Source organism: Streptomyces sp. NPDC051909 (genome assembly GCF_040681095.1).
GTDB lineage: Bacteria > Actinomycetota > Actinomycetes > Streptomycetales > Streptomycetaceae > Streptomyces.
On sequence record NZ_JBFAYA010000006.1, the window covers coordinates 156,633 to 183,319 of the forward strand.

Genomic DNA, 26,687 nt, shown 5'->3' on the forward strand with positions numbered 1-26,687 from the left:
GATCGCCTGATCGGAGGGGGCGCGAGGAGGCACGGGCGGCGGCACGGGGAGGCGTGGGCCCCGGCGGAGGACCGTAACTCCGCCGGGGCCCACGCCGGTCCCGAGGCCGGCGGGCGGACCGTCAGGCGAACCGCGCGATCGGGTTCACCAGGTCGCCGACCAGCTGCAGCGCCCCCGACGGGTCCGCCAGGTCCACCATCTGCCGGTTGTCGCGCAGCTGGAGGCGGTTGAGCGCGGACAGTGCGAAGGTCTCCGCGAACAGGTCGTACTGCGCGAAGCGGTCCGCCAGCTCCGGCCTGCCGGCCTGGTAGTCCTTCACGCAGGCGGCGACCGTGCGCCAGAAGTCGTCCTCGCCGAGGACGCCCTCCGCCGCGAGCGTCGCGCCGAGGAAGCGGAAGAAGCAGTCGAAGACGTCCGTGAACACGGACAACAGCTTCATGTCCTCCGGGACCTCGGCCCGGATCCGCTCCACGGCCGGCGGAAGCACCGCGTCCGGGTCCATGACGCAGATCTCCTCGGCGATGTCCTTGAAGACCGCCCGCGCCACCGTGCCCCTCTCGTCGAGGACCAGGATCACGTTCTCGCCGTGCGGCATGTAGACCAGGTCGTACGCGTAGAAGGAGTGGAGGACCGGTACGAGGTAGGCGTCGAGGTACTTCCGCAGCCACTCCGCCGGGGCCAGGCCCGACTCCTCGACCAGCGCGCCCGCGAAGGACGCGCCCGCGTGGTCGACGTGCAGCAGCGAGGCCATCGTCGCGAGCCGCTCGCCCTCGGCGAGCGACGGCACCGGGGACTCGCGCCACAGCGCGGCCAGCATCTTGCGGTAGGGCGAGTAGCGGTCGGTGGCCGCCTCGTACTCCAGGTGCCGGTAGCCGACCGCCGCCCGCTCGCGGATGATCGAGAAGCGGGCCGCGCGCAGGGTGTCGTCCGCCTCGACCAGACCGGCCAGCCAGTCGTTGATGGCCGGCGTGGCCTCCATGTAGGCCGCCGAGAGGCCGCGCATGAAGCCCATGTTGAGGACGGACAGGGCCGTCTTCACATAGTGCTTGGCCGGGTCGGTGGAGTTGAAGAAGGTACGGATGGACTGCTGGGCGAGATACGCGTCCTTTCCCTCGCCCAGGTACACCAGGCGCTGCTGCGCGACCTCTGCGGCGAAGGTGACCGCCATCTTGTTCCACCACTGCCAGGGGTGGACCGGGATGAGGAGGTAGTCGGCGAGGTCCAGGCCCCGCTCGGCGAGGGCCGCGGCGAAACCGTCCACGGTCGCGTCGCCGAGCTCGGCCCGGACGAAGGCCTCGTAGTCGATGCCGGCGCCGGCGGTGAAGGTGGTGCGGTCGCGGTGCGCGGCCAGCCACACCAGGTGCACCGGGCTCGCGGTCTCCGGGGCGTAGGCGCGGTACTCGTCGACGCCGAAGCCGAGCCGTCCGTTGTTGGCGACGAAGCAGGGGTGGCCCTCGGTCATCCCGGTCTCGATCGCCTGGAAGCCGGCCCGGGCCAGCTCGGCGGAGGTCACGCGCGGCTTGGTCGCCTTGTACGCGGTGCCGGCCAGGGTGGAGGAGATCTCCTCCAGGTACACCGGCAGGATCTCGTCGCTCAGGCCCAGCGCGCCGCGCAGCTCGATGACGAACTGCAGGGCGTCGAGCGGCAGTTCCTCGCTGCCGCGGTGGCGGCTGATCGACTCGGGGCAGACCTGCCAGTGGTCGAGCGCGAAGCGGCCGGCGGTGAAGCGGTACTCGGTGCGCCCGTCGTCGCTCAGCACCGCGTAGCGGCTGTCACCGAGCTCGCGCGGGTCGAGCAGCCGCTCGTGGACGAACTCGGCGAGGCCCTTGCGGATCAGGGCGCGGTTGGCGTCGGCCCAGCGCTCGGGGGTGAGGTGGGCGACGGGGCTGTCGGTGACGCGGCTGTCGGTGACGGGGTTCATACGGAGACTCCGACGGCGGTCTCGAACTGGGCGCGGGTGCAGAAGCTCAGCAGGGCGGTCTTCTCGGGCTTTTCGATCTCCCGCTCGGGCACGAAGCCGACGGCCGCGTTGAGGGCGTGCACGGCGGTGTTGCGCACGTCGGGCTCGACGACCACGCGGGCGGTGGCCGGGTCGGCGAACAGCTCGCGCATCACGGCGGTGATCACGGTGCGGGTGAAGCCGTGCACGGGGGTGTCGCCGGGCGCGACGGGCGCGACCAGGAAGTGCATGCCGACGTCGCCGGGCTCCGGCTCGTACAGGCCGACCAGTTCGGCCTTCGCGGGGTCGTAGCGCTCCATGAGGAAGGCGGGCACGCCGTCCACGCTGCCGATGAAGGCGTCGTGGTGCGGGTTCGCGGCGATCGCCATGTACTCGCGCTCGACGTCCTGGAGCCGGTGGTCCCGCATCATCCAGAAGGCGGCCTTGGGGTGGGTGACCCAGGGGTGGATCAGCTCGGCGTCCTGGAGCGGGTCGAGGGGGCGGATGCGGACATGGCGGGTCATACGGCGAACTCCTGGAACGCGATGGTCTTCTCGACGGGGTAGTACTCGGCGCCGAGCATCTCGGCGATGATGTAGGCGTTCCGGTACGGGCCCATGCCCAGGTCGGGCGAGGTGACGGAGTGGGCGTGCACGGCGCCGTTCTGGAGGAAGACCTCGCGGCCCGTGGTGTCGATCGAGTAGTTGCGGGCCACGTCGAAGCGGCCCTGGCCGTCCCACACGAGGCGGTCGCGGACCGGCTCCAGGAAGGCCGGGACGTTGTACTTGTAGCCGGTGGCGAGGACCAGGCCCTCCGTCTCGACCGTGAAGTCCTTCTCCTGCTCCTCCTGGCGGAAGCCGAGCGTGTACGTGCCCGTGGCCTCGTCGTACGCGGCGGAGTGCAGCGCGGAGTTGGTGAGCAGGCGGGTGGGGACCGGGCCGCCGAGGTTCTTCTGGTAGAGCAGGTCGAAGATGTCGTTGACCAGATCGCCGTTGATGCCCTTGAACAGGCCCTTCTGCTCGGTCTCCAGGCGGTATCGGGTCCGCTCGGGCAGAGCACGGAAGTAGTCGATGTAGTCCGGGGAGGTCATCTCCAGGGTGAGCTTGGTGTACTCCAGCGGGAAGAAGCGCGGGGAGCGGGTCACCCAGTCGAGCCGGTAGCCGTGGACGTCGATCTCGGAGAGGAGTTCGTAGTAGATCTCGGCCGCGCTCTGGCCGCTGCCGACCAGGGTGATCGACTTCTTCTTCCGGAGCTCGTCCTTGTTGGGGAGGTAGCGCGAGGTGTGGACGGGGTCGCCGCCGAGGTCCCGGCAGGGCTCGGGGACGTACGGCTGGGTGCCGGTGCCGAGGACGATGCGGCGGGCCCGGAACGTCTCGCCGGACGCGGCGGTCACCACGTACAGCTCCTCGGTCTCCTCGTACGAGACGAGGGAGACGGTGGTGGAGAAGCGGATCGAGTCGAGCTTTCCGGCGGCCCAGCGGCAGTAGTCGTTGTACTCGGCCCGCAGCGGATAGAAGTTCTCGCGGATGTAGAACGAGTACAGCCGGCCCTTCTCCTTCAGGTAGTTGAGGAAGGAGTACGGCGAGGTCGGGTCGGCGAGGGTGACCAGGTCCGACATGAACGGGGTCTGGAGGTGGGCGCCCTCCAGGAACATCCCGGAGTGCCACTCGAAGTCCGGCTTGGACTCCAGGAAGAGGCCGTTCAGCTCGGCGACGGGCTCGGTGAGGCAGGCGAGGCCGAGGTTGAACGGACCGAGACCGATGCCGATGAAGTCGTACGTCTCGGTCGAGTCAGGCGTGGACAAGGTTCTCTCCCAGGTACTGCTCGGCGTGGCCGGCTATCAGATCGAGGACGGCGGCGATGTCGGCCACGGTCGTCTCGGGGTTGAGCAAGGTGAACTTGAGGTACTGGCGGCCGTCGACCTTCGTGCCGGCGACCGCGGCCTCCCCGGAGGCGAACAGGGCCTTGCGGGCGTGCAGGTTGGCCCGGTCGACGTCCTCGGGCGAGGCGGCGTTCTCGGGGACGTAGCGCCAGACGAGGGTGGACAGCTGCGGCTCGACGACCACGTCGAAGCGCGGGTCGGCGGCGAGCAGGTCGAAGCCCTGCCGGGCCAGGTCGCAGACCTCGTCGAAGAGCCCGCCGACGCCGTCGGCACCCATGACCCGCAGGGTCAGCCACAGTTTGAGGGCGTCGAAGCGGCGGGTGGTCTGGAGGGACTTGTCGACCTGGTTGGGGATCCGCTCGGCGAGCGTGCGGCGCGGGTTGAGGTATTCGGCGTGGTAGGTGGCGTGCCGCAGCGTGGCGCCGTCGCGGACCAGCACGGCGGACGAACTCACCGGCTGGAAGAAGGACTTGTGGTAGTCGACGGTGACCGAGTCGGCGTGCTCGATGCCGTCGAGGAGGTGGCGGCGGGTCGGCGAGGCGAGCAGTCCGCAGCCATAGGCGGCGTCGACGTGCATCCAGGCGCCGTACTCGGCGGCCAGGGCGGCGATCTCCGGCAGCGGGTCGATGGAGCCGAAGTCGGTGGTGCCGGCGGTGGCGACGATCGCCATCGGGATCAGGCCCTCGGCGCGGCAGGCCTCCAGCTCGGCGGCGAGGACCACCGACTGCATGCGCTTGGTGCGGTCGACCGGGATCGGGACGACGGCGTCGCGGCCGAGGCCGAGCAGCTGGGCGGACTTCTGGACGCTGAAGTGGCTGCACTCGGAGGAGAAGAGACGCAGCTTGGAGAGGTCGGTGGTGCCGGCCTCCTCGCGGGCGAGCAGCAGCGCCTGGAGGTTGGACTGGGTGCCGCCGCTGGTGAACACGCCGTCGGCGAGCGGGCCGAGACCGATCCGGGCGGCGGTCCAGTCGATCAGCCTCCGCTCGATGAGGGTGCCGCCGGCGCTCTGGTCCCAGGTGTCGAGCGAGGAGTTGACGGCGGAGAGCACGGCCTCGCCGAGGACGGCGGGGATGACCACCGGGCAGTTGAGGTGGGCGAGGTAGCGGGGGTGGTGGAAGTAGACCGCGTCCCGCAGGTACACCTCCTCCAGCTCGTCGAGGGCGGCGGAGGCGTCACCGAGCGGCTTGTCGAGGTCGACGGCGTCGACGACCGGGGCGAGTTCGGCGGGCGTGACGCCCGTGAACGGGCCGCGCGCCGTGGCGAGTTTTCTCGCCACCCGCTCGACTCCTTCGGTGACGGAGCGTCGGTAGACGTCCGCCGTGGTGTCGTTGAGCAGGTGGGAGCGCATGTGGGGCCCTTCCGGGAGCGGACTCGGTCGGCGTCAGTAAGGTTAGCCTAACCTAATTTCGAGTACGGAAAAGCCCCCCGACTCCGATGAGTCGAGGGGCTGTCGGCGAAAGGCCGGTTCGCTACGCGTGGGCGGTGGCGTCCGTCTGGGCGTCCGCCTCCGTCTCGTCCGGGACCTCGCGCAGGGCGTCCTCGGACAGGCCCTTGCGCCAGTAGCCGACGAAGGTCACCTTCCGCCGGTCCAGGCCGCGTTCGCGTACGAAGTGACGGCGCAGCGCCTTCACCGCGCCGGACTCGCCCGCGATCCACACGTACGGGTTCTCGCCCGGCAGTTCGGCGCCCGCGACGGCCTCCACGGCGGACGGCGCGCCCTCCTCCCGTACCAGCCAGGTGATCGTCGCGTCCGCCACGGTCGCGAACTCCGTGCGGTCGCCGGAGAAGGGGACTTCGAGATAGACGTGGGCGCGGGTCTCGGCCGGCAGCCACTCCAGGATCGCGGAGGCGGCCGGCAGGGCCGTCTCGTCGCCCCAGATGATCACCGAGTCGGCGTCCTCGGGGAGTCGGAAGCGCACGCCGGTGTTGTCGGACACCGCCGGGCCGAGCACGACCACCCGGTCACCGGCCTCGGCGCGCTGCGCCCAGCGGCAGGCGGGACCGCCGTCGTCGTGCACGGCGAAGTCGATGTCGACCTCGGTGCGGTCGTCGGGCGCGATGCGCTGCTCGCGCACGGTGTACGAGCGCATCACGGCCCGCACGTCGTGCGGCATCGCCCGGTAGGCGCCCAGGATCGCGTACATGTCCGGGTCGTCGAGCGGCGGCAGCACGGGCGCGTCCTGCCCGGGGTGCGGCAGGAAGAGGGAGAGCGACTGGTCGCGGCCCCCTGCGGCGAAGCCCTTCAGGTCCTCGCCGACGAGGTCGTCGCCGGTGAAGGTGACCCGGACCATGGACGGGCCGAGCCGCCGCGTCCGGTCGACCTGGAGGGAGAAGAACTGGAACGGGGCGGTCTCGGCGTTCGTCATGGGGTCAGGCCACCTTCTTGGCGTTCTCGAGGGCCTTGGCGAGGTCCTCCAGGAGCGGGGCGCACTTGGCGTACGAGTAGATGGGCTCGGTGACGCGCGGGAACACCTGGCCGGCCTTGACGGCGGGCAGCGCGGCCCAGGTGGGCTTGGCCTTCAGGGCCTCGGGCTGCAGGGCGGAGGTGCGGTTGTCGAGCAGGATGACGTCGGCCTTGTACTTGTCGACGATCTCCCAGCTGAGCAGCTCGAACCAGCCGGTCGGGTCCAGAGCGTCCGGGACGATCAGGTCGACGCCCAGCTCCTGGAAGAAGAGGGTGTCGGTCGGGCGGGCCGGGGCGGAGACGTAGAAGGTGTCGGGGGCGCCGGAGCCGATGAGGACCTTGACGCCCTTCTTCGCCTTGGCGGCCTTGCGGACGCGCTCGGCGGCGGCCTCGAAGCGGGCCTTGTCGTCCTGGATCTTCTTCGTCTTCACGTCGGCGCCGAGCGAGGCGGCGAGGTCGACGTGGCGCTGGAGCACGGCGGGCATCGACTTCCCGGCGGCCCACAGGGCGACGCTCGGGGCGATCTTGAGGATCTTGCCCTTCTGCTCCTCCGGGACGTACCAGAGGGCGTCCTTCTCCCACATGTCCGTGATGAGGACCTCGGGCTGGAGCTTGAGGTACTCCTCGATCTTGAACTCGCCCCAGACGTTGCCGAGGACGGTGACCTTGCTGATGTCGAGGTCGCCGGCCTGCACGTCGGCCTTCTTCGTCTTGGTCTTGGGGTCCTCGACGTAGGTCGGGCCGAAGACGCCCTTCACCTCGATGCCGAAGTCCTTCAGGGCGGCGGCCGTGCCGGTGAAGGCGACGATGTTCTTCGGCGTCGCCGCCGTCCTCACCGTCTGGCCGCGGTCGTCCTTGAACTCCCAGGCGCCGGACTTGCCGGAGGCCGAGGACTCGGCGGAGCCCCCGTCCTTCGCGTCTTTCCCGCCGCACGCGGCGAGCGCGGCGCCGATCCCGAGTGCGCCGCCCGCGGCGAGCAGGCCGCGACGGGTGAGGGAGGTGGCTCGGGCGGTGCTGGGCATGGCGAAGTCGCTTTCGGTACGTGCCGGGGGTGCCGGGGGTGGCGTCCGGGCGGTCGGGGGCGGGTCGGGGACGGAACGCGAGCAGGCCGAGGAAGGTTAGCCTTACCTCATGGCGAGCAGGTTAGCCTAACCTCACTTGGATCAACAGCCCCGGGGCCGGACCGAAAGCGACGGAGGCCCGCCACCCCGGTGCGGGACCTCCACGAGACGGGTCCGGCTCTGGCCGTCGAATGCAGGAGCGGCCGAGCGTTCTGACGGAGTGACGGAGGCGGTTTCCCGTTCTCTCAACCGTGATCCCTTGACCCTTGTGCCGTGTCCTCGGGAGCATCGAACGCGACACGAAGCCGCTGGCATCAACCAGGCGGAGAGGGGAAACGAGCACCATGCAGGTGACCAAGCTGGTCAGCACGTGCGACCTCAAGGACTGTCCGACGATCTACGCGACCGACCGAGGGACGTTTCTCGTGCAGGGGGAGACCCCGACCGACCACGGACTCAGAATTCCCGCTCACGAGACCCTGGTCGAGATCCCCGCGGAGCTGCTCAAGAAGGCCATTGCCGATGGGCTCGTCTAGGACGCTCGGTGACCTCTTCGACTCGTTCGAGCGGGAGGCGTTCCGCCTGGAGACCTTGGACGACTACAGCCGGTCCGGGAACACGGACGCCTACGAGTTGTTTCGGGCGGGGGAGTCGCAACCGGACGGCTACAACGCCGACTGGGTGGCGGAGCTCCGGTCTCACACCGGCCGGGGCAAGCGTGTCTTTCGCGTTCATGTCCTGACTCGACCGCTCACGGAGTATCTGCGCTTCGAGCTGGGCTGGGGCTACCGGAAGAACATGACCGGAGGGGAGGAATTCTTCATTCTCGACGTGACAGACGCGCCGAACCCGCTGGCCGGTGTGCCTGATTTCTGGCTCTTCGACTCGGCTGACACGGCAGTGATGGAGTACGACGAGCACGGCGCCTTCAGAGGCGTGAACGTGCTGCCCACGGCTGAGGCGGAGAGATTCGTCGGGTACCGGGAAATGGCCCTCGCTCACGCTGAGCCGTTCACGGACTGGTGGGCGAAGTTCGGCGGGGGAGGTGGATCATGCTGCAGGCTCACCGAGCCTTCGTCTGCGGCGACCTCCTCGCCCGCTGGGACGAGGCCGGCTGGAAGCTGGAGCCTGGAGGGCGCCGCATCGAGTTCGAGGGCTCGTACTGCAACCGGTACGAACTGTGGACCGGGAACCTGACCGTCGAAGGCACCACGCCGGACATGGTCGCGGTCAAGCCCACGACGTACACGGTCTAGGGACAGCCTAGGATCCGCCTTGGCCGATCAGGTCAGGCACGCACAGGTCGCACACTGTCTCGTCCCCGACGGGCCTGAAGAGTCTGGTGTGGTCGTGCCCGCTGCCTTCGCATTCCCGCATCGCGGCGATCCGGGCCGAGAGCCGCGGGCCGGTGGGCGGTGGGGGCTGCGGGGGCGTCATCGGTGCGACGGGTGGGATCGCGCGGAGTAGGTACCGTACGAGCCCGCCGGGCCGGTGTACGGGCGTGCTGTCCTTGGGCAGGCCGCGCAGGAGGTGGGCCTGGACGTCGGCGGGGGTGTGTCCGGCGGCGAGCCAGGCGGCGGCGAGGCGGGCGAGTTCGTCGCGCATGCCGGGCGGGATGTGCCGGAGGTGGGGGGAGAGGAGATGGAGCGTGCCGACGAGGGCGCGGGCCTCTTCGGGGACGTTGTCCGGTTCGAGCTCCGGCTCCGGCTCGGGGGGAAGGATGGAGTTGTTCTCCCCCAGGTCTTCATCTTTTGGATGACCGTCGGTGGGCGGGGGTGTCGGCTCACCGACGGCCGGATTCACGGGACTCGGTGACGCGGCGATGGGGGCGGGCGTCCGCCCGAGCAGCTTGGCGGCCGCGCCTTCGCTCAACGGCCGGTTGGACACGAGCTGTTGTGTCACCCACCGTCCGCCGGGTCCTTGGACCCGCCGTTCGTGGACGAATCCCGCCGCCTTCAGCTGTCGCTTGGCGCGGGTGAACGCGCATGCTCCGATCCGGGCCTTTTCGGCCGTTCGGGAGAGTGACTCGCGGGCCCCGGCGGGAAGGGAAAGCTGCCAGGTCAGAAGCCGTACGGCGTCGGAACCGAGGCTCGGATGCCGGATGAGGTCGTGGGAGAACTGGGTGAAGCCGCGCGAGGGCGCGATAAAGTGCCGGTACATCACGGTGGAGGCTCATTCCACTGGTGGTGAGGCCCTCGCTGATGGTTCCAGCCATCACGGGGGCCGATTCATATGAACCGTACCGCACGTAGAGTGCTCACATGGATGCGTTGTGTGAATATGCCACTTGTGGGTGACGGGCTCAGAACTGGATCTTCGCCCGCCTGGCCAGCGTCGTGAGCCTTGGATTGCTCCGCTTGTGGAGCGATGTCAGGACGCGCAACAACTCCTGAGCCGTGGGGTGGACCCGCGCCATCTGGGGGGCCAGGGCCCATGCTTCTTCCAACTCCTCCAACGCTCCGTCCCGGTCGCCGAGGGCCAGCTTCGAGCGTGCGACGTTCATGTGCAGCGGGCTGGTCCGAGTCGCGGGAAGCGTCAGCCTTCCCGCCCTCTCCAGTGCGTGGAGATCGTCCATCGTGGCGATGGCGTTCTCGTGCCGGCCGAGGTCCGCCGAGGTTGCGACGATGTGAACGGCCGTGTCCTGGGGGCCGAAGTGGACGCCGAGACGGCTGGCGTCCTGGCCCAACTCCTCCGAGAGATCCCACGCCTTCTCGATGTGCAGGTCGGCTGTGCGACGGTCCCCGAGACGTCCGGCCAGCGTGAGCCCGCGAAGGTGCAGGACCCCAAGGGCGTACAGACGGCCAGGCCCCGCGGGGGCGTCGCGCTCCACGCGCACCAGGCCGTTGTCGACCACGGCGAGGCCGTCCTCGAAGTCCCCGTGGTTCAGGTACAGGCCCGCTTCGTCGCGGGCGGCGATGGCGGCCGTGACCGGGTCCGCCTGCTGAGCGGCCAGCTTCTGCTTCGTGGTGGCCAGGTCGGCCAGTGTCATCCAACGGTGGCGGGCCGCAAGCCAGTAGACGGTCGAATACGCCTCGGCGACCCTGGCCCAGGCGGCGGGTGTGTCGGTCGCGTGCGCGTGATTCGTGGCGGCTGACACGAGCAGCGGAAGGTTCGTCATGACGCCGCGAAGGTCGGCCCGTTCGCGCAGGGTCACCATCTCGCGAAGGCGCGTGGCCACCTCGGTCTCTGTCGTCTCGGGCTCGCGCGGGAGATCGAAGCGGCGGATCGCCCTCGTGAGTTCACGCAGCTTGCTCTCGTCGTCCCCGTGCACCGGCGCTCTGCCCAGCACCTCGTCGAGGGTGGTGCCGAGAGCGTGGGCGAGTGAGGCTCCCACACCCTGGGACAAGGCGCGCTCGCCGCGCTCGATCTTGCCGAGCAGGCTCTTCGAGATTCCGGCAGATGCGGCCAGCCGGTCCTGGCCCCATCCCCGCGCCTTCCGCAGGACGGCGACGTTGGCTCCGGGCCCGGGCACTTCGATGATCGCACTCATAGCGGCGCTTCCCGACGATCGACGTTGCGTTGGTCCCATGCTCTCAAGGCTCGAATGCCCGCGCCCTGGCGCTTGTGCGCATCTTGTGCGCTTTCGCGGCCCTCGCGGGGCGTTGACTCAAGGTGGCAGCCAGTCAGCGAAAGCACTCGGAGGGCCGACCGATGACCAACAGCCAGGAGCCGGAACGGCTTCCCGCCCCGACACTATTCGGATCGCACTGCGGGTGCGGCCTCTCCGACGGGCTCCTCGCGCGGGCCCAGCGCGGCTGGGACGCATTCCTCGCCCGTACGGGACCGCTGCCCGGCGAGGGCGAGGGCGAGGAGAGCAGGCGGTGAGCGCCCCTGCCCTCTCTTGGGTCGACATGGGCCGCGATGTCGATCTGGCACTCGCGCTCGCCGAGGTGCGGGCGACAGGGCCGGCCGCCGACGAGGTCCGCAGGCGGCTGCGCTCGTACATCGGGCAACTCGTCGGTCCGGCCGAGGCGTACGCGAAGACGCTCCTGGACGCGCGTGCCCGGGTCATCGTCGAGCAGACGGCTGTGCACGCCCGCGCGTTGCTGCGGGACCAGGACGGCGACCCGGCGGCGACGCTGAGGTTGCTGGGCAAGGCGACGTACTGCCTGATGCGTTACGGGATGTGAACGGCCCGCCGAGTCGTGCTCGGCGGGCCGCATCCGCATCAACCGTCGACCAGGCGTCAGCCGGTCAGGCCCAGTTCGCGGGCGATCAGCATGCGCTGGACCTCGCTCGTGCCCTCGCCGATCTCCAGGATCTTGGAGTCGCGCCACATGCGGGCCACCGGGTACTCGTTCATGAAGCCGTAGCCGCCGTGGATCTGGGTGGCCTCGCGGGCGTTGTCCACGGCCACCGTCGAGGAGTACAGCTTCGCCAGCGCCGCCTCCTTCTTGAAGGGCTCGCCGAGCACGAGGCGGGAGGCCGCGTCGCGCCAGCCGATGCGGGCCATGTGGGCGCGCATCTCCATGTCGGCGATCTTGAACTGGATGGCCTGGTTGTCGCCGATCGGGCGGCCGAAGGCGTGACGTTCCTTCGCGTACTTCACGGACTCGTCGACACAGCCCTGGGCGAGGCCCGTGGCGAGCGCCGAGATCGCGATCCGGCCCTCGTCGAGGATGCGGAGGAACTGCGCGTAGCCGCGGCCCTCCTCGCCGAGCAGGTTCTCCACCGGCACGCGCACGTCGTCGAAGGCGAGTTCACGGGTGTCGGAGGCGTTCCAGCCGACCTTCGAGTACGGCGCGGCGACCGTGAAGCCGGGCGTGCCCGAGGGGACGATGATCGAGGAGATCAGCGGGCGGCCGTCCGGCTTGCGGCCGGTGACCGCGGTGACCGTGACCAGACCGGTGATGTCCGTACCGGAGTTGGTGATGAAGCACTTCGAGCCGTTGATGACCCAGTGGTCGCCGTCCCGGACGGCGGTGGTGCGGGTGCCGCCCGCGTCCGAGCCCGCGCCCGGCTCGGTCAGGCCGAACGCGCCCAGCATCTCGCCGGAGCACAGCTTCGGCAGCCACTGGCGCTTCTGCTCCTCCGTACCGAAGAGGTGGAGCGGCATGGCGCCGAGCGAGACGCCCGCCTCCAGGGTGATGGCGACCGAGGAGTCGACGCGGGCCAGCTCCTCCAGGGCGATGCCGAGGGCGAGGTAGTCGCCGCCCATGCCGCCGTACTCCTCGGGGAACGGCAGGCCGAACAGGCCCATGCGGCCCATCTCGGCGACGATCTCGTACGGGAACTCGTGGCGCTCGTAGTAGTCGCCGATCTTCGGGGCGACGACGTCGTGGGCGAACGCCTCGACGGTGCGGCGGAGTTCCTCGTGCTCTTCGGAGAGCCGGTGGTCGAGGGACATGCTCAGGACTCCTTGTGGGAGAGCGCTCGGACGGTACGGGACGGGCTCGGGCGGCCCAGGTGGTCGGCCATCCACCCGCTCGTGGCGGTGAGGGCGGCCAGGTCGACCCCGGTCTCGATGCCGAGGCCGCGGAGCATCCACACCAGGTCCTCGGTGGCGAGGTTCCCGGTGGCGGACTTGGCGTACGGGCAGCCGCCGAGGCCGCCGGCGGACGCGTCGAAGACGGTGACCCCGTGTTCGAGCGCCGCGTAGGCGTTGGCGAGGGCCTGCCCGTAGGTGTCGTGGAAGTGCACGGCGATACGGGAGGTGGGCACCCCGGCCTCGTTCAGGGCCGTGAGCAGCGCCCTGACGTGGCCCGGGGTGGCGACGCCGATGGTGTCGCCGAGGCTCAGCTCGTCGCAGCCCATGTCGGCGAGCGCCTTGGTGACCCGGACGACCTGCTCGATCGGGACCGGGCCCTCCCACGGGTCGCCGAAGCACATCGAGAGGTAACCGCGGACCTTCAGGCCGGCCTCGGCGGCCCGGGTGACGACCGGCGCGAACATGGCGAGCGCCTCGTCGACCGTGCGGTTGAGGTTGGCCTTGGCGAAGGACTCGGTCGCCGAGGCGAACACGGCGACCTCGCGGGCGCCGAGCGTGAGCGCCCGGTCCAGGCCGCGCTCGTTCGGCACGAGCACCGGGAGCCGTACGGGCAGGTCCTTGACCTGCGGGAACAGCTCCTCGGCGTCGGCGAGCTGGGGCACCCACCTGGGGTGCACGAAGCTCGTCGCCTCGACGGTCGTCAGGCCCGCGGCGGCGAGGCGGCGGATGAACTCCGCCTTCACCTCGGTCGGGACGGCCGTCTTCTCGTTCTGCAGGCCGTCCCGCGGACCCACCTCGTGGATCCGCACCCGGGCCGGCAGACCCGCCGCCGGCACGCTCATGGGCAGTCCGGTGGTCATGCGTCCTCCTCGTCGCGGGGCGTCACCACGGCCAGGACCTGGTCCATGGCGACGGTCGTGCCGGGCGTGACGTCCAGCTCGGTGACGGTGCCGGCGTGCGGCGCGGAGATGACGTGCTCCATCTTCATCGCCTCCACCACCAGCAGGCTCTGCCCCGCCTCGACCTCGTCCCCGACCGCCACCTTCACGACGGTGACGGTGCCGGGCATGGGCGCGGCGAGCGTGTCGGCCCCGCCGTGCCGGGCGCCGGAGAGGGCGGCGGCGACGGGGTCGTGGTCCATGACGTGCCAGGAGTGCCCGTCGCGGCCGAGCCAGTCCCCGGCCCGCCGGAAGTGGTGGGTCACCCCGTCGACCGTCACGCTCACCGAACGGTCCGTCACCCGGGCGCCGCCGGTCGGCGCTTCGACGACGACGGGTTCGAGTCCCGGCACGCGGAACGGGAAGTCCAGGGCCTTCGGGGTACCGCCGAGGCGGAAGCCGTTCGGTACGGAGAAGGGGTCGGTCCAGCCGTCCCGGGGTGCCGGGGCGAGCTCCGCGAGCCGTACCGCCGCGGCCGCCGCGTACACCTCCTCCGGAACCTCGGACGCCACCAGCGACTCCGCGTCCCGCTCCACCAGGCCCGTGTCCAGGTCGCCGCTGACGACGTCCGGGTGGGCGAGGAGGCTCCGCAGGAAGCCCGCGTTCGTCGGGACGCCCAGGGTGACCGTGTCGGCGAGGGCCGCGCGGAGCTTGCGCAGGGCGCTCGGGCGGTCCTTGGCGTGGACGATGACCTTCGACAGCATCGGGTCGTAGAGGGAGGACACCTCGGTGCCCTCGCTCAGGCCCGAGTCCGTGCGGACGCCGGCACCCCGCGGCTCGTTCAGGGCGAGGACGGTGCCGCCGGACGGCAGGAAGCCGCGCGCGGGGTCCTCGGCGCAGATACGGGCCTCGATGGCCCAGCCGTCGAGCCGGACGTCGTCCTGCCCGAAGTCCAGCGGCTCGCCCGCCGCGACCCGGAGCTGCCACTCCACCAGGTCCAGGCCCGTGATGAGCTCGGTCACCGGGTGCTCGACCTGGAGCCGGGTGTTCATCTCCATGAAGTAGTACGCGGAAGGGTCGCCGCCCGGCACGATGAACTCGACCGTGCCCGCGCCGACATAGCCGCAGGACCGGGCCGCCTCCACCGCCGCCGCGCCCATCGACGCCCGGATCTCCGGGGTGAGGAGGACCGAGGGCGCCTCCTCGATGATCTTCTGGTGGCGGCGCTGGAGCGAGCACTCGCGCTCGCCCAGGTGCACCACGTTCCCGTGGGCGTCCGCGAGGACCTGGATCTCGATGTGCCGGGGGCGGTCGATCCACCGCTCCACGAGCAGCGTGTCGTCGCCGAACGAGGACCGGGCCTCGCGCCGCGCCGCCGCGATCTCGTCGGTGAGGACGGCCAGGTCGCGGACGAGCCGCATGCCCTTGCCGCCACCGCCCGCGCTCGGCTTGAGCAGCACCGGCGCGCCCAGTTCGTGCGCCGCGGCCTCGATCTCGGGGTCGGCGGCGCCGGGGACGACCGGGACGCCGGCCGCCTTCACGGTGTCCTTGGCGCGGATCTTGTCACCCATCAGCGAGATCGCCTCGGCCGGGGGACCGATGAAGGCGAGCCCCGCCTCCGCGCAGGCGCGGGCGAAGGCCGCGTTCTCCGCGAGGAAGCCGTAGCCGGGGTGGACGGCCTGCGCGCCGGTGCGGGCGGCCGCGTCGAGCAGGGCGGGGACCGAGAGGTACGACTCCGAGGCCGGCGCGGGCCCGATCCGTACCGCCGTGTCCGCCTCCCGTACGTGCCGGGCGTCGGCGTCCGCGTCGCTGTAGACGGCGACCGACCGCACGCCGAGCTCCCGCAGGGTGCGGATGACGCGCACGGCGATCTCGCCCCGGTTGGCGACGAGCACTGTGTCGAACAGCATGTTGCCGAAGTCCCCTTACATCCGGAAGACGCCGAACTGGGGGTCACCCAGGGGCGCGTTGGCACAGGCGGTCAGGGCGAGACCGAGCACCTGCCGGGTCTCCAGCGGGTCGATGACGCCGTCGTCCCAGAGGCGGGCGGTGGCGTAGTAGGCGTTGCCCTGGGTCTCGTACTGGGCGCGGATCGGCTCCTTGAAGGCCGTCTCCTCCTCGGCGCTCCACGCGTCGCCGAGCTGGTCGCGCTTGACCGTGGCGAGCACGGACGCGGCCTGCTCGCCGCCCATGACCGAGATCTTGGCGTTGGGCCACATCCACAGGAAGCGGGGGGAGTAGGCCCGGCCGCACATCGAGTAGTTGCCCGCGCCGTACGAACCGCCGACGACGACCGTCAGCTTCGGCACCCGCGTGGTGGCCACGGCGGTCACCATCTTGGCGCCGTGCTTGGCGATGCCGCCGTGCTCGTAGGCCTTGCCGACCATGAAGCCGGTGATGTTCTGCAGGAACAGCAGCGGGATGCCGCGCTGGTCGCACAGCTCGATGAAGTGCGCGCCCTTCTGGGCGGACTCGGCGAACAGGATGCCGTTGTTGGCGACGATGCCGACCGGGTGCCCGTGGATCCGGGCGAAGCCGGTGACCAGCGTCTGCCCGTACTCGGACTTGAACTCCTGGAAGCGGGAGGCGTCCACGATCCGCGCGATGACCTCGCGCACGTCGTACGGGGTGCGGGAGTCCACCGGCACCGCCCCGTAGAGCCCCATGGGGTCGACCTTCGGCTCCTCGGCCGGCTCGACCTTCCAGGGGAGCGGGCCGCGCTCGGGGAGGGTGGCGACGATGTTGCGGACGATGCGCAGCGCGTGGGCGTCGTCCTCGGCGAGGTGGTCGGTGACGCCGGAGATCCGCGAGTGGACCTCGCCGCCGCCCAGCTCCTCGGCCGTGACGACCTCGCCGGTCGCGGCCTTCACCAGCGGCGGGCCGCCGAGGAAGATCGTGCCCTGGTCGCGCACGATCACGGCCTCGTCGCTCATCGCCGGGACGTACGCGCCGCCGGCCGTGCAGGAGCCCATGACCGCCGCGATCTGCGGGATGCCGGCGCCGGACATCCGGGCCTGGTTGAAGAAGATCCGGCCGAAGTGCTCACGGTCCGGGAAGACCTCGTCCTGCATCGGCAGGAAGGCGCCGCCGGAGTCCACCAGGTAGAGACAGGGGAGACGATTCTCCAGCGCCACCTCCTGGGCGCGGAGGTGCTTCTTGACCGTCATCGGGTAGTACGTGCCGCCCTTGACGGTCGCGTCGTTGGCGACGATCACGCACTCGCGGCCCGAGACCCGGCCGATGCCGGCGATGACGCCGGCGGCGGGGGCCTGGTCGCCGTACATCCCGTTGGCCGCGAGCGGGGCCAGCTCCAGGAAGGGCGAGCCCGGGTCCAGGAGGGTGTCCACACGGTCGCGCGGCAGCAGCTTGCCGCGCGCGGTGTGCCGGGCGCGGGCCTTCTCGCCGCCGCCGAGCGCCGCCTCGGCGAGCTTGCCGCGCAGGGTCGCGGCCAGCTCGTGATGGGCCGCCTCGTTGGCCTGCCAGGCCGGCGAGGCGGGATCCGCCGCACTCGTCAGCACAGGTGCCTGCTGCATCCGTCGAGCTCCCTTGCTCGGTCGGTCCACTCGGTTAATGAGCGTTAACGTATGTCGCCAAGGTTAACGACCGCTAACCCTGCTGTCTAGAATCGAATCCATGACCACCACCCCGACCCCGACCGGCCGGACCGACGCCCCGACGCGACGCGAGCAGATCCTCAAGGAGGCCGCCCGCCTCTTCGCCGAGCGCGGCTTCCACGGGGTGGGCGTGGACGAGATAGGAGCCGCGGTCGGCATCAGCGGTCCCGGGCTCTACCGTCACTTCCCCGGCAAGGACGCGATGCTCGCCGAGCTGCTCGTCGGCATCAGCGAGCGGCTGCTCGACGGCGGCCGGCTGCGGGTCGCCGAGTCCGACGGCGACCCGCGCGCCGTCCTCCGCTCCCTCATCGACGGCCACATCGACTTCGCCCTCGACGACCGCCCGCTGATCACCCTCCACGACCGCGAGCTCGACCGCCTCAAGGACGAGGACCGCAAGCGGGTCCGCCAGCTCCAGCGCCAGTACGTGGAGCTGTGGGTCGCCGTCGTCCGCGACCTGTACCCGGGGGCGGGCGAGTACGAGGTCCGCGCCGCCGTCCACGCCGTCTTCGGCCTCCTCAACTCCACCCCCCACCTGGGCGCTCCCCTGGGCCGAGAGGCGATGGAACGCCTGCTGCGGGAACTGGCGCACGGGGCGTTCGGGGCGCTTGGCCGCGGCTGAGCGCGGCTGGGCGCGGCTGGGCGCGGCGGAACCCGGGCCTCCGGCCCGTGGGTCCCGCCACGGTCCCCGAACAGGGCGTGGGCGACGCCCCGGCGGGGTGGTGCGACCGGCAGAATGGGGGCCATGCCGATACTCAGCCGCGCCGCCCTCGTCGAGCACCTCGTCCGGACCCGTATCGCCGGGGACGTCGCCACCCCGCGCGACAACAACCTCAGCCACTACCGGAAGCTCGCCAACGGCGACCGCCACTACTGGTTCGGTCTGGAGTTCGGCGACCGGTGGACGGACGAGCAGGACGTGCTCGCCGTGATGGCCGAGCGGTGCGGCGTCGTCGACGACCCGGCGCACCGCGCCGGGCAGGACACCATCGACCCCGAGCTGACCGTGGCGGCGCTCGACCGGATGGCGGCGCGGCTCGCCAAGGCCGCCGCCGCGAAGGAGCGGGTGCTCTTCGCGACCGGTCACCCCGGCTCGCTGATCGACGCGCACAGCCGGATCGCCGCCGCCCTGCGGGCCCGTGGCTGCGACATCGTGCGGATCCCCGGCGGGCTGACCGCCGACGAGGGGTACGTGGTGCAGTTCGCCGACGTCGCCGTCTTCGAGCGGGGCGCCAGCCTGTGGCACACCCACTCCCCGGAGCCCATGAACGCGATCCTGGACGGCCTGGAGGCGCTCGGCGAGCCCGCGCCCGACCTGGTCGTCGCGGACCACGGCTGGGCGGGCCGCGCGGCCCAGCGCGGACTGGAGTCCATGGGCTACGCCGACTGCAACGACCCGGCGCTCTTCCTCGCCGAGGCCGAGGGGACCATGCAGGTCACCATCCCGCTCGACGACCACGTCGCGGACCCGCGCTTCTACGAGCCGATGACGGCGTACGTGCTCGACACGGCGGGCCTGACGACGGCCTGACGGCCGGGACGCCGGGAGGGGCGCCGCGCCGTGGTGAGGTCCGTGGTGCGGCCGGTGGTCCGGCCCGTCATGCGGCCGGTGGTCCGGCCGGCGGTGCGGCCCGTCATGCGGCCGCGGGGCCGGGCCGTGGTGCGGCCCCCTTCCCGCCGCGCTCAACCGCGGCCCGGCGTCGGGTCCAGATACACCCGGCGGATCGACGGGTAGCGGGCCCGCAGCCGCCGCTCGGCGTCCTCGCAGGCCAGCTCGACCTGCTCGGCCGAGGCCACGTCGCGGAAGTCGACCTTCGCGGCGACCAGGACCTCCTCCGGGCCCTGGATCAGCGTCGTCAGGTCCAGGACGGAGACCACGTGGTCCACCGCGAGCAGCTCCTCGCGCACCGCGTCCCGCATCCGCGGCGGCAGCGCCCGGCCCACGAGCAGCTCGGCGTTGGAGCGGCCCAGGACCCAGGCCACGTACACGAGCAGACAGCCGATGAGGATCGACGCGACGCCGTCCCAGACGCCGGAGCCGGTGATCTGTCCGCCGAGCAGGCCGCCGGCCGCGAGCATCAGGCCCGCGAGGGCGGCGGAGTCCTCCATGACCACGGCCTTGACGGTCGTGTCAGGGGTGAGCCGCAGATAGCGGGAGAAGGGCGCCGCCGCGCGCTCGGCCTCCGCGCTGACCTGCCGGATCGCGGTCCGCAGCGAGAAGCCCTCCAGGACGGCGGCGATGCCGAGCACGATGTACGAGACGAGCGGGTCGCCCGGCTCCTCGCCCTGCACGAGCGTGTGGATGCCGTCGTAGAAGGAGAAGACGGCGCCGCCCACGAAGGTCGCGACCGCCGCGAGCAGCGCCCATACATAGCGCTCGCCCGCGTGTCCGAGCGGATGGTCCTCGTCGGCCGGCCGGCTGCCCCGCCGGAGCGCGGTGAGCAGCATGCCCTCGGTCACGGTGTCGGCCACCGAGTGGGCCGCCTCGGAGAGCATCGCGCTCGAACCGCTGATGACCCCCGCGACGGCCTTGGCGGCGGCGATCCCGAGGTTCGCCACCGCCGCCACGATCACTGTCGAGGTGCTTTCCCCGGCATTTTCACCGTTTTCCGACATGAGTCGGACGGTATGTCCGGTCGTCAGCGCGGAACGCGAACGACACCCTCCTGGATGACGGAGATCGCGAGCCGCCCGTCCTGCGTGTAGATCCGGGCCTGGCCCAGACCGCGCCCGCCGGACGCCGTCGGCGACTCCTGGTCGTAGAGCAGCCACTCGTCGGCCCGGAAGGGCCGGTGGAACCACATCGCGTGGTCGAGCGAGGCGCCCACGACGTCGCCGACCGCCCAGCCGCCGCGCCCGTGCGCGAGCAGGATCGAGTCGAGCAGCGTCATGTCGGAGACGTACGTGGCGAGCACGACGTGCAGCAGCGGGTCGTCGGCCAGCTTGCCGTTGGTGCGGAACCACACCTGCGAGCGCGGCTCGCGCGGCTGCCCGACCGAACCCCACGGGGGCACGTCGGCATAGCGCAGGTCGACCGCGGCGCGGGCCTCGATCAGCCGGTCCGCGACCTCGCGGGGGAGGTGGCGGGGCAGCATCTCGGCCGGGGTCGGCAGCGACTCCGGGTCCGGTGCGGCCGGCATGTCGTACTGGTGGTCCAGGCCCTCCTCGTACGTCTGGAAGGACGCCGAGAGGTGGAAGATCGGCTGCCCGTGCTGGACGGCCACCACCCGCCGGGTGGTGAAGGAACGCCCGTCACGGATCCGGTCGACGCTGTAGACGATCGGCGCGCCCGGGTCGCCGGGGCGCAGGAAGTACGCGTGGAGCGAGTGCGCGAGGCGGTCCTCCGGGACCGTCCGGCCCGCCGCCACCAGCGCCTGGGCGGCCACCTGGCCGCCGAAGACGCGGGGGACGAGCGCGGACCGGGACTCGCCGCGGAAGATGTCCCGCTCGATCCGCTCCAGGTCGAGCAGATCGAGCAGGGCATCCAGTGCCGTGGGTGTTGCCTCGGGCACTTACAGACCCATCGACTTGGCGATGATCGACTTCATGATCTCGCTGGTGCCGCCGTAGATGCGGTTGACGCGGTTGTCGGCGTACAGGCGGGCGATCGGGTACTCGTTCATGTAGCCGTAGCCGCCGTGCAGCTGGAGGCAGCGGTCGATCACGCGGTGCGCGACCTCGGTGCAGAAGAGCTTGGCGGAGGCGGCTTCGGCCGGGGTCAGCTCGCCCGCGTCCAGGGCCTCCAGGGCGCGGTCGGCGACGGCCTCGGCCGCGTCCACCTCGGCCTGGCAGGCGGCCAGTTCGAACTTGGTGTTCTGGAAGTGCGCGACCGGCTTGCCGAAGACCGTACGGTCGGTGACGTACTGCTGCGCGAAGCGGACGGCGGCCTTGGCCTGCGCGTACGCACCGAAGGCGATGCCCCAGCGCTCGGAGGCGAGGTTGTGGCCGAGGTAGTAGAAGCCCTTGCCCTCCTCGCCGAGCAGGTCCTCGACCGGCACCTTGACGTCGACGAACGCGAGCTCGGCGGTGTCGGAGGTGCGCAGGCCCAGCTTGTCCAGCTTGCGGCCGATGGAGTAGCCCTCGGACTTGGTGTCCACGGCGAAGAGGGAGATGCCGAAGCGGCGGTCCTCGGCCGACGGGGCGGAGGTGCGGGCGCAGACGATCACGCGGTCGGCGTGGACGCCACCCGTGATGAAGGTCTTGGCGCCGTTGAGGACGTAGTGGGTGCCGTCCTCGGAGAGCTTGGCGGTGGTCTTCATGCCCGCGACGTCGGAGCCGGTGCCCGGCTCGGTCATCGCGAGGGCCCACATCTCCTCGCCGGAGACGAACTTCGGCAGGTAGCGCTTCTTCTGCTCGTCGGAGGCGAGCATCTTGATGTACGGCAGGGCGAGCAGCACGTGCACGCCGGAGCCGCCGAACTGCACGCCGGCGCGGGCGGTCTCCTCGTAGAGGACGGCCTCGAACTTGTGGGTGTCCAGGCCGGCGCCGCCGAACTCCTCGGGCACGTTGATGCCGAAGATGCCCAGCTCGCCGAGCTTGTGGTAGAAGTCGCGCGGCGCCTGGCCGGCGGCGAACCACTCGTCGTAGACGGGGACGACCTCGGCCTCGATGAAGGCCCGGATGGTCTCCCGGAACGCCTCGTGGTCCTCGTTGAATACGGTACGGCGCACGAGCCGCCTCCTTCGGGTCCTGTCCTGGTCTGTCCGGCGTCTGTCCGGCACGCAGCGCTTGTCTAAGCGCTTGCTCAGTCCAAGTTACCCGTGGGTTATTGAAAGTGTCCAGAGTTCTGGACTGTGATCCAGCGCCGACCGGTGGAGTCGTACGCGTGGGTCTCCCGCGCCTCCTTCCCGGTCCCGGCCCGGCTCCATTGGTGCGGAACGGCCGCCCGCCTTCCGTACGACGACGAAGACCGCCGTCGACAAGCTCTACCGACCCTGACCCTGACCTTGACCCTGGGCCTCGGCCTGAGCGCTGCCGAGCGCGAACCACAGCTCCATCCGTACGTCCGGGTCGTCCAGGTCGCGGTCGAGCAGGGCCGCGATCCGGGCGATCCGCTGGCGGACGGTGTTGCGGTGGATGTCCATGGCCACCGCCGTACGGTCCCAACTGCCGTGCAGGGAGAGCCAGGTGCGCAGGGTCTCGGCCTGCGGCCCGGTGAGCGGGGCGAGCAGCACGCGCGCGTACGTGGCGGCCTCGGCCGGGTCCACGAGCCCGGCCAGGCCGTTCGTGCGGTGCCGGACCAGGGGCGTACGGGTCGCCTCGGCGCGGCGCAGGGCGCGGGCCGCCTGGGCGTCGGCGGCGGCGAGGGCGGCCGGTTCGGCGGGGGCGCTGACGCCGAGGGTCCAGCCGGGCTGGACGGTGACGGCGCCGGAGCCGGGGAGCAGCAGGCGTACCGTCGCGCCCGGGTCCACCAGGTCCGTGCCGAGCGCCGTCGCGAGCGCCGCCGCCGCGAACGGCGTGCCGTCGCCGCCGCGCGCGTGCACCACCGTCCACGGGCCGGGGGAGAGGGACGCCGCCGCCTCCGCCACCGGCGCGCCGAGCAGCAGCCGTACCAGCGCCGTGTCCCGGGCGGTCACGTCGGCGGTCCGGTGCGGTGCGGTCAGCAGCGAGAGCAGGACGACGGCGACCCCGGCGACGGTGTGGTCGCCGGGCGCGCGCCCTTCGGTCGCGATCCCGAGGGTCATGCCGTCGCCGCCGCCGAGCGCGTACGCGGCGAGCCGCAGACCGCCGCCGTCCCCGCTCGCCGACGCCGGGCCGCCCGGGCGGGGACCGACCACGCCCGCGAGGTCGGCGAGGGCCCGCGCCGCCTCCGGCGGGATCTCGCGGCCGGCCGCCGCCGACTCCGTACCGCCGTCCGGTCCTGGGCCGAACAGCACGGCGCGCCCGCCGAGCCGGGAGGCGAGCGCGCCGAGGACGGCCGGCACCGGGGCCGGGCGGGCGGCGGCGGTCGCCAGGGACTGCTGGGCCTCGCTCACCCGGCGCAGCTCGTGCAGCCGGGCCTCCGCCATCAGCCGCCACAGCGCCCGGGCCACCGCCGTGAACGGCGTCTCGGGCGGCACCTCGATCAGCGGAAGACCGAGGCGTTCGCAGGCGTCGACGAGCGCGGCCGGCACCGTGTCGTACACCGGCGTGACGCCGAACCCGAGCGCCGCCGCGCCCGCCTCGACCACCCGCTCCACGAACCGCGCCGGGTCGGTGAGCTGCACGCCCGCCGTGAGCAGCAGCTCGCCGCCGAGCAGATACGGGTAGGGGTCGGCCATCTCCGAGGCGTGCACCCAGTGCAGCGGTACGTCCCCGGGTCCGGCGAGCAGCCGGAGCCCGAGGTCCCGCCGGGCGAGCAGCGCGGCGAGCGGGACGGGGGAGGTGGGGGGCGCGGGCTCCGGCGCGGCGGGCGTGGTCATGGATCCTTCGTACACCACGCGGCCGTACTGTGGAGGAAACGCACACTTCTCCGCCGCTGTCCGGACACCTACTGTCGAGTCGCCGGACCGATACATCCCAGGAGGACCCGCCCATGAGCAGCAGCGACCAGAACACCCCGCGCGGCCCGATCGACTCGTCCCGCATCCCGCGGTACGCCGGTCCCGCGACGTTCGCCCGGCTGCCGCGGCTGGACGAGGTCGGCACCGCCGACGTCGCCGTGGTCGGCATCCCCTTCGACAGCGGCGTCTCCTACCGCCCCGGCGCCCGTTTCGGCGGCAACGCCATCCGCGAGGCCTCCCGCCTGCTCCGCCCGTACAACCCGGCGCAGGACGCCTCCCCGTTCGCCCTCGCCCAGGTCGCCGACGCCGGTGACATCGCGGCCAACCCGTTCAACATCAACGAGGCCGTCGAGACCATCGAGGCCGCCGCCGACGACCTGCTCGCCACCGGCGCCCGCATGATGACCCTGGGCGGCGACCACACCGTGGCCCTGCCGCTGCTGCGTTCCGTCGCCAAGAAGCACGGCCCGGTCGCCCTGCTCCACTTCGACGCGCACCTCGACACCTGGGACACGTACTTCGGTGCCGAGTACACCCACGGCACGCCGTTCCGCCGTGCCGTCGAGGAGGGCATCCTCGACACCTCCGCCCTCTCGCACGTCGGCACCCGCGGCCCGCTCTACGGCAAGCAGGACCTCACCGACGACGAGAAGATGGGCTTCGGCATCGTCACCTCCGCGGACATCTACCGCCGCGGCGCCGACGAGGTCGCCGACCAGCTGCGCCAGCGCATCGGCGACCGCCCGCTCTACATCTCCATCGACATCGACTGCCTCGACCCGGCCCACGCCCCCGGCACCGGCACCCCCGAGGCCGGCGGCATGACGTCCCGCGAGCTCCTGGAGATCCTGCGCGGCCTGTCCTCCTGCAACCTGGTCTCGGCCGACGTGGTGGAGGTCGCCCCGGCCTACGACCACGCCGAGATCACGGCGGTGGCCGCCTCGCACACGGCGTACGAGCTGACGACGATCATGTCGCGCCAGATCGCGGCGAGCCGCACGGCGCAGTAGCGGTCCGGCCTTCGGCCGACACCCGCCCTGGGACGGGAGCGGGGGACGTGCAGGGGGTCGTGTCCGGGACGTAGAGCGTGATTTGTGGCGCGGAGACAGGGCGTCCGGCTCTCTTGTCACCCGACCGCGCCGTAAATCATGCAGTCCCGGACGCGGCCACCGGAACGGCCCCCGCGCACCCACCCACGACGCTCGGCCCCCGGTCGCGCGGGCCAACCCGCCGGGGGCAGACTCGCGTACCGGGCCGCGAACGACCCGTACGCCACACCGCCAGGGGGAACCCATGACCCACGACCACGACCTGGTCCTGCGCCCGACGCCCGCGCAGACGGCCGCCGCCCTCAACCCGCCCGCCGGGCGGATCGGCGGGGACCTGGTCGTCGAGAGCCTCAGCGGCCTCGGCGCCACGACGGTCTTCGGGCTTCCCGGCCAGCACGCGCTCGGCATGTTCGACGCGCTGCGCCGCTCCGACCTGCGGTACGTCGGACTCCGGGTCGAGAACAACGCGGGCTTCGCCGCCGACGCGTACGGCCGGATCACCGGCGAGGCGGCGCCGCTGCTGCTCTCCACCGGCCCCGGCGCGCTGATGTCGCTCGCCGCGCTCCAGGAGGCGGCGGCCGCCTCCGCGCCCGTGCTCGCGATCGGCAGCCAGATCCCGGTCGCGGGGCTCGGCGGCGGGCGGCACGGCTACCTCCACGAGCTGCGCGACCAGCAGGCCTCCTTCCGGGACGTCGTGAAGTCCGTGCACACCGTGCGGACCCAGTCGCAGATCCCGTCCGCGATCGCCGCCGCCTGGCAGTCCGCGCTCACCGCCCCGCACGGGCCGGTGTGGGTGGAGATCCCGCAGGACGTGCTGCTCGCGGAGACGACGCTGCCGGTGGTCACGGCCATGGACGCGACGCCCGACGAGCTCGCGCCGCGGCCCGAGCTGACGGCCGTCGCCGCGCACCTGCTCGCGAACGCCGAGCGCCCGGTGATCGTCGCGGGCGGCGGGGTGGTCCGCTCGGACGCCTCCGGCAAGCTGCGGGCGCTCGCCGAGCGGATCGCGGCGCCGGTCGTGACGACCTTCGGCGGCAAGGGCGCGTTCCCGTGGGAGCACCCGCTGTCTCTGCAGTCCTGGCTGGAGGACCGGCACACCACGGACTTCCTGGAGGACGCGGACGTGCTCCTCGTGGTCGGCTCCGGCCTCGGCGAGCTGTCCTCGAACTACCACACCTTCGCTCCGCGCGGCCGGGTGATCCAGATCGAGGCCGACGCGGGCAAACTGGAGTCCAACCACCCGGCGCTCGGCATCCACGCGGACGCGCGCCTCGCGCTGCAGGCGATCCTGGAGACGGTGGCGGTACGGGAGGACTCAGCGGCCCCGGAGCGGGTCGCCGCCGTCCTCGCGAAGGTCCGCGACCGGCTCGCCGCGCAGGACCTGGACCTGGAGCGGCGGGTCGTGGCGGCGGTCCGCGAGGCCCTCCCCTCCCGGGCGCCGAGCTTCTGGGACATGACGATCCTGGCGTACTGGGCGTGGTCCGCCTTCGACGCGCGCCACCCGAACACCATGCACTCCGCCCAGGGCGCCGGCGGCCTCGGCTACGCCTTCCCCGCCGCGCTCGGCGCCGCCGTGGCCGACCCCACCCGCCCGGTGCTCGCCGTCTCCGGCGACGGCGGCGCGATGTACTCGATCGCCGAGCTGGCGACGGCGAAGCAGTACGGCCTGGACGTCACCTGGCTGATCGTCGACGACGGCGGCTACGGCATCCTGCGCGAGTACATGACGGACGCCTTCGGCGCGGCCACCGCGACCGAACTCACCCGCCCCGACTTCGTCGCGCTCGCCGAGTCCTTCGGCGTCCCGGCCGCCCTGACGTCCCCGGACACCCTCGCGGCGGACCTCGCCGCGGCGCTGAAGACCCCGGGTCCGTCGGTGGTGGTCCTTCCGGCGCTGCTGCGGATGTTCGAGCCGACGCATCTCTGACGCCGCCGGGCGCGCCCAGGAGG

The 26,687-nt window shown here is 71.8% G+C and carries 24 protein-coding genes and 1 pseudogene; 9 read left to right on the top strand and 16 right to left on the bottom strand.

What is annotated here, in order from left to right; genetic code table 11:
* Positions 1 to 121 precede the first annotated feature (121 nt).
* The 6 genes from AB0M18_RS11945 to AB0M18_RS11970 all read right to left on the bottom strand — a co-directional run bounded on the left by AB0M18_RS11945 (position 122) and on the right by AB0M18_RS11970 (position 7,247).
* A complete protein-coding gene (locus tag AB0M18_RS11945) occupies positions 122 to 1,921 on the bottom strand; it encodes an IucA/IucC family siderophore biosynthesis protein (protein WP_365756711.1) in 1,800 nt (599 codons plus the stop codon).
* Positions 1,918 to 2,463, bottom strand: a complete 546-nt coding sequence (locus tag AB0M18_RS11950) for a GNAT family N-acetyltransferase (protein ID WP_365756713.1) — start codon at positions 2,461 to 2,463, stop codon at positions 1,918 to 1,920. The genes AB0M18_RS11945 and AB0M18_RS11950 overlap by 4 nt, the downstream gene beginning before the upstream one ends.
* Positions 2,460 to 3,743 carry a SidA/IucD/PvdA family monooxygenase gene (locus AB0M18_RS11955; RefSeq protein ID WP_365756715.1) on the bottom strand — a complete coding sequence of 428 codons (1,284 nt, stop codon included), beginning with the start codon at positions 3,741 to 3,743 and terminating at the stop codon, positions 2,460 to 2,462. The genes AB0M18_RS11950 and AB0M18_RS11955 overlap by 4 nt, the downstream gene beginning before the upstream one ends.
* Positions 3,730 to 5,169, bottom strand: coding sequence for an aspartate aminotransferase family protein (locus AB0M18_RS11960; protein WP_365756717.1), 1,440 nt, complete (start codon positions 5,167 to 5,169; stop codon positions 3,730 to 3,732). The genes AB0M18_RS11955 and AB0M18_RS11960 overlap by 14 nt, the downstream gene beginning before the upstream one ends.
* 121 nt (positions 5,170 to 5,290) lie before the next feature.
* Positions 5,291 to 6,187, bottom strand: coding sequence for a siderophore-interacting protein (locus tag AB0M18_RS11965; RefSeq protein WP_365756718.1), 897 nt, complete (start codon positions 6,185 to 6,187; stop codon positions 5,291 to 5,293).
* A gap of 4 nt (positions 6,188 to 6,191) precedes the next feature.
* The gene (locus tag AB0M18_RS11970; RefSeq protein WP_365756720.1) at positions 6,192 to 7,247 is read right to left on the bottom strand and encodes an ABC transporter substrate-binding protein; all 1,056 of its coding nucleotides are present in this window, start codon (positions 7,245 to 7,247) and stop codon (positions 6,192 to 6,194) included.
* Between the two features lie 383 nt (positions 7,248 to 7,630).
* Between AB0M18_RS11970 and AB0M18_RS11975 the strand changes: the two genes are divergently transcribed.
* The 3 genes and pseudogenes from AB0M18_RS11975 (at position 7,631) to AB0M18_RS11985 (ending at position 8,542) form a co-directional block, all read left to right on the top strand.
* Complete coding sequence (locus AB0M18_RS11975; protein ID WP_128979087.1) at positions 7,631 to 7,822, top strand: hypothetical protein; 192 nt, start codon at positions 7,631 to 7,633, stop codon at positions 7,820 to 7,822.
* Positions 7,809 to 8,324 (top strand): annotated as a pseudogene (locus AB0M18_RS11980) (DUF6879 family protein); the annotation flags it as partial. The gene AB0M18_RS11975 and the pseudogene AB0M18_RS11980, both read left to right, overlap by 14 nt.
* Before the next feature lie 14 nt (positions 8,325 to 8,338).
* A complete protein-coding gene (locus AB0M18_RS11985) occupies positions 8,339 to 8,542 on the top strand; it encodes a hypothetical protein (protein ID WP_365757010.1) in 204 nt (67 codons plus the stop codon).
* 7 nt (positions 8,543 to 8,549) lie between these two features.
* On the opposite strand, the gene AB0M18_RS11990 is transcribed toward AB0M18_RS11985, so the two are convergent.
* Positions 8,550 to 9,446, bottom strand: coding sequence for a hypothetical protein (locus tag AB0M18_RS11990; protein WP_365756722.1), 897 nt, complete (start codon positions 9,444 to 9,446; stop codon positions 8,550 to 8,552).
* Positions 9,447 to 9,588: 142 nt separating this feature from the next.
* On the bottom strand, positions 9,589 to 10,776 hold the full coding sequence (locus AB0M18_RS11995) for a helix-turn-helix transcriptional regulator (protein WP_365756724.1): 1,188 nt from the start codon (positions 10,774 to 10,776) through the stop codon (positions 9,589 to 9,591).
* Between the two features lie 161 nt (positions 10,777 to 10,937).
* Here AB0M18_RS11995 and AB0M18_RS12000 point away from each other — a divergent pair, with 161 nt between their 5' ends.
* Complete coding sequence (locus AB0M18_RS12000) at positions 10,938 to 11,111, top strand: hypothetical protein (RefSeq protein WP_365756726.1); 174 nt, start codon at positions 10,938 to 10,940, stop codon at positions 11,109 to 11,111.
* Positions 11,108 to 11,416, top strand: a complete 309-nt coding sequence (locus tag AB0M18_RS12005; protein ID WP_365756728.1) for a hypothetical protein — start codon at positions 11,108 to 11,110, stop codon at positions 11,414 to 11,416. Before AB0M18_RS12000 ends, AB0M18_RS12005 begins: the two co-directional genes overlap by 4 nt.
* 56 nt (positions 11,417 to 11,472) lie before the next feature.
* On the opposite strand, the gene AB0M18_RS12010 is transcribed toward AB0M18_RS12005, so the two are convergent.
* Genes AB0M18_RS12010 through AB0M18_RS12025 form a run of 4 tightly spaced genes read right to left on the bottom strand, consistent with a single transcriptional unit; the run spans position 11,473 to position 17,125 of the window.
* Positions 11,473 to 12,633: an acyl-CoA dehydrogenase family protein gene (locus AB0M18_RS12010; protein WP_365756730.1), complete on the bottom strand. Its 1,161-nt coding sequence runs from the start codon at positions 12,631 to 12,633 to the stop codon at positions 11,473 to 11,475.
* A gap of 2 nt (positions 12,634 to 12,635) precedes the next feature.
* A complete protein-coding gene (locus tag AB0M18_RS12015) occupies positions 12,636 to 13,574 on the bottom strand; it encodes a hydroxymethylglutaryl-CoA lyase (protein WP_365756732.1) in 939 nt (312 codons plus the stop codon).
* Positions 13,571 to 15,502 (bottom strand): biotin carboxylase N-terminal domain-containing protein, encoded by a 1,932-nt coding sequence (locus AB0M18_RS12020; RefSeq protein WP_365756733.1) that lies wholly within the window; start codon positions 15,500 to 15,502, stop codon positions 13,571 to 13,573. Before AB0M18_RS12020 ends, AB0M18_RS12015 begins: the two co-directional genes overlap by 4 nt.
* 15 nt (positions 15,503 to 15,517) lie before the next feature.
* Entirely contained in the window at positions 15,518 to 17,125 is a 1,608-nt protein-coding gene (locus tag AB0M18_RS12025; RefSeq protein WP_365756734.1) for a carboxyl transferase domain-containing protein, read from the bottom strand.
* A gap of 100 nt (positions 17,126 to 17,225) precedes the next feature.
* Between AB0M18_RS12025 and AB0M18_RS12030 the strand changes: the two genes are divergently transcribed.
* Together AB0M18_RS12030 and AB0M18_RS12035 are read left to right on the top strand one after the other, a co-directional pair.
* Complete coding sequence (locus AB0M18_RS12030) at positions 17,226 to 17,828, top strand: TetR/AcrR family transcriptional regulator (RefSeq protein ID WP_365756736.1); 603 nt, start codon at positions 17,226 to 17,228, stop codon at positions 17,826 to 17,828.
* A gap of 123 nt (positions 17,829 to 17,951) precedes the next feature.
* Complete coding sequence (locus AB0M18_RS12035) at positions 17,952 to 18,737, top strand: phosphatase (RefSeq protein WP_365756737.1); 786 nt, start codon at positions 17,952 to 17,954, stop codon at positions 18,735 to 18,737.
* A gap of 152 nt (positions 18,738 to 18,889) precedes the next feature.
* Here the strand turns inward: AB0M18_RS12035 and AB0M18_RS12040 are convergent, their stop codons facing one another.
* From AB0M18_RS12040 to AB0M18_RS12055, 4 genes are all read right to left on the bottom strand, one after another.
* Positions 18,890 to 19,822 carry a cation diffusion facilitator family transporter gene (locus AB0M18_RS12040; RefSeq protein WP_365756738.1) on the bottom strand — a complete coding sequence of 311 codons (933 nt, stop codon included), beginning with the start codon at positions 19,820 to 19,822 and terminating at the stop codon, positions 18,890 to 18,892.
* 23 nt (positions 19,823 to 19,845) lie between these two features.
* The gene (locus tag AB0M18_RS12045) at positions 19,846 to 20,718 is read right to left on the bottom strand and encodes an acyl-CoA thioesterase II (protein WP_365756739.1); all 873 of its coding nucleotides are present in this window, start codon (positions 20,716 to 20,718) and stop codon (positions 19,846 to 19,848) included.
* Entirely contained in the window at positions 20,719 to 21,876 is a 1,158-nt protein-coding gene (locus tag AB0M18_RS12050; protein ID WP_365756740.1) for an acyl-CoA dehydrogenase family protein, read from the bottom strand.
* Positions 21,877 to 22,131: 255 nt separating this feature from the next.
* Complete coding sequence (locus AB0M18_RS12055; protein ID WP_365756741.1) at positions 22,132 to 23,607, bottom strand: PucR family transcriptional regulator; 1,476 nt, start codon at positions 23,605 to 23,607, stop codon at positions 22,132 to 22,134.
* Between the two features lie 113 nt (positions 23,608 to 23,720).
* Between AB0M18_RS12055 and speB the strand changes: the two genes are divergently transcribed.
* Both speB and AB0M18_RS12065 read left to right on the top strand, forming a co-directional pair.
* Positions 23,721 to 24,698, top strand: coding sequence for an agmatinase (gene speB / locus AB0M18_RS12060; RefSeq protein WP_365756743.1), 978 nt, complete (start codon positions 23,721 to 23,723; stop codon positions 24,696 to 24,698).
* Positions 24,699 to 24,981: 283 nt separating this feature from the next.
* Positions 24,982 to 26,664 (top strand): thiamine pyrophosphate-binding protein, encoded by a 1,683-nt coding sequence (locus tag AB0M18_RS12065; RefSeq protein WP_365756744.1) that lies wholly within the window; start codon positions 24,982 to 24,984, stop codon positions 26,662 to 26,664.
* Positions 26,665 to 26,687 lie beyond the last annotated feature (23 nt).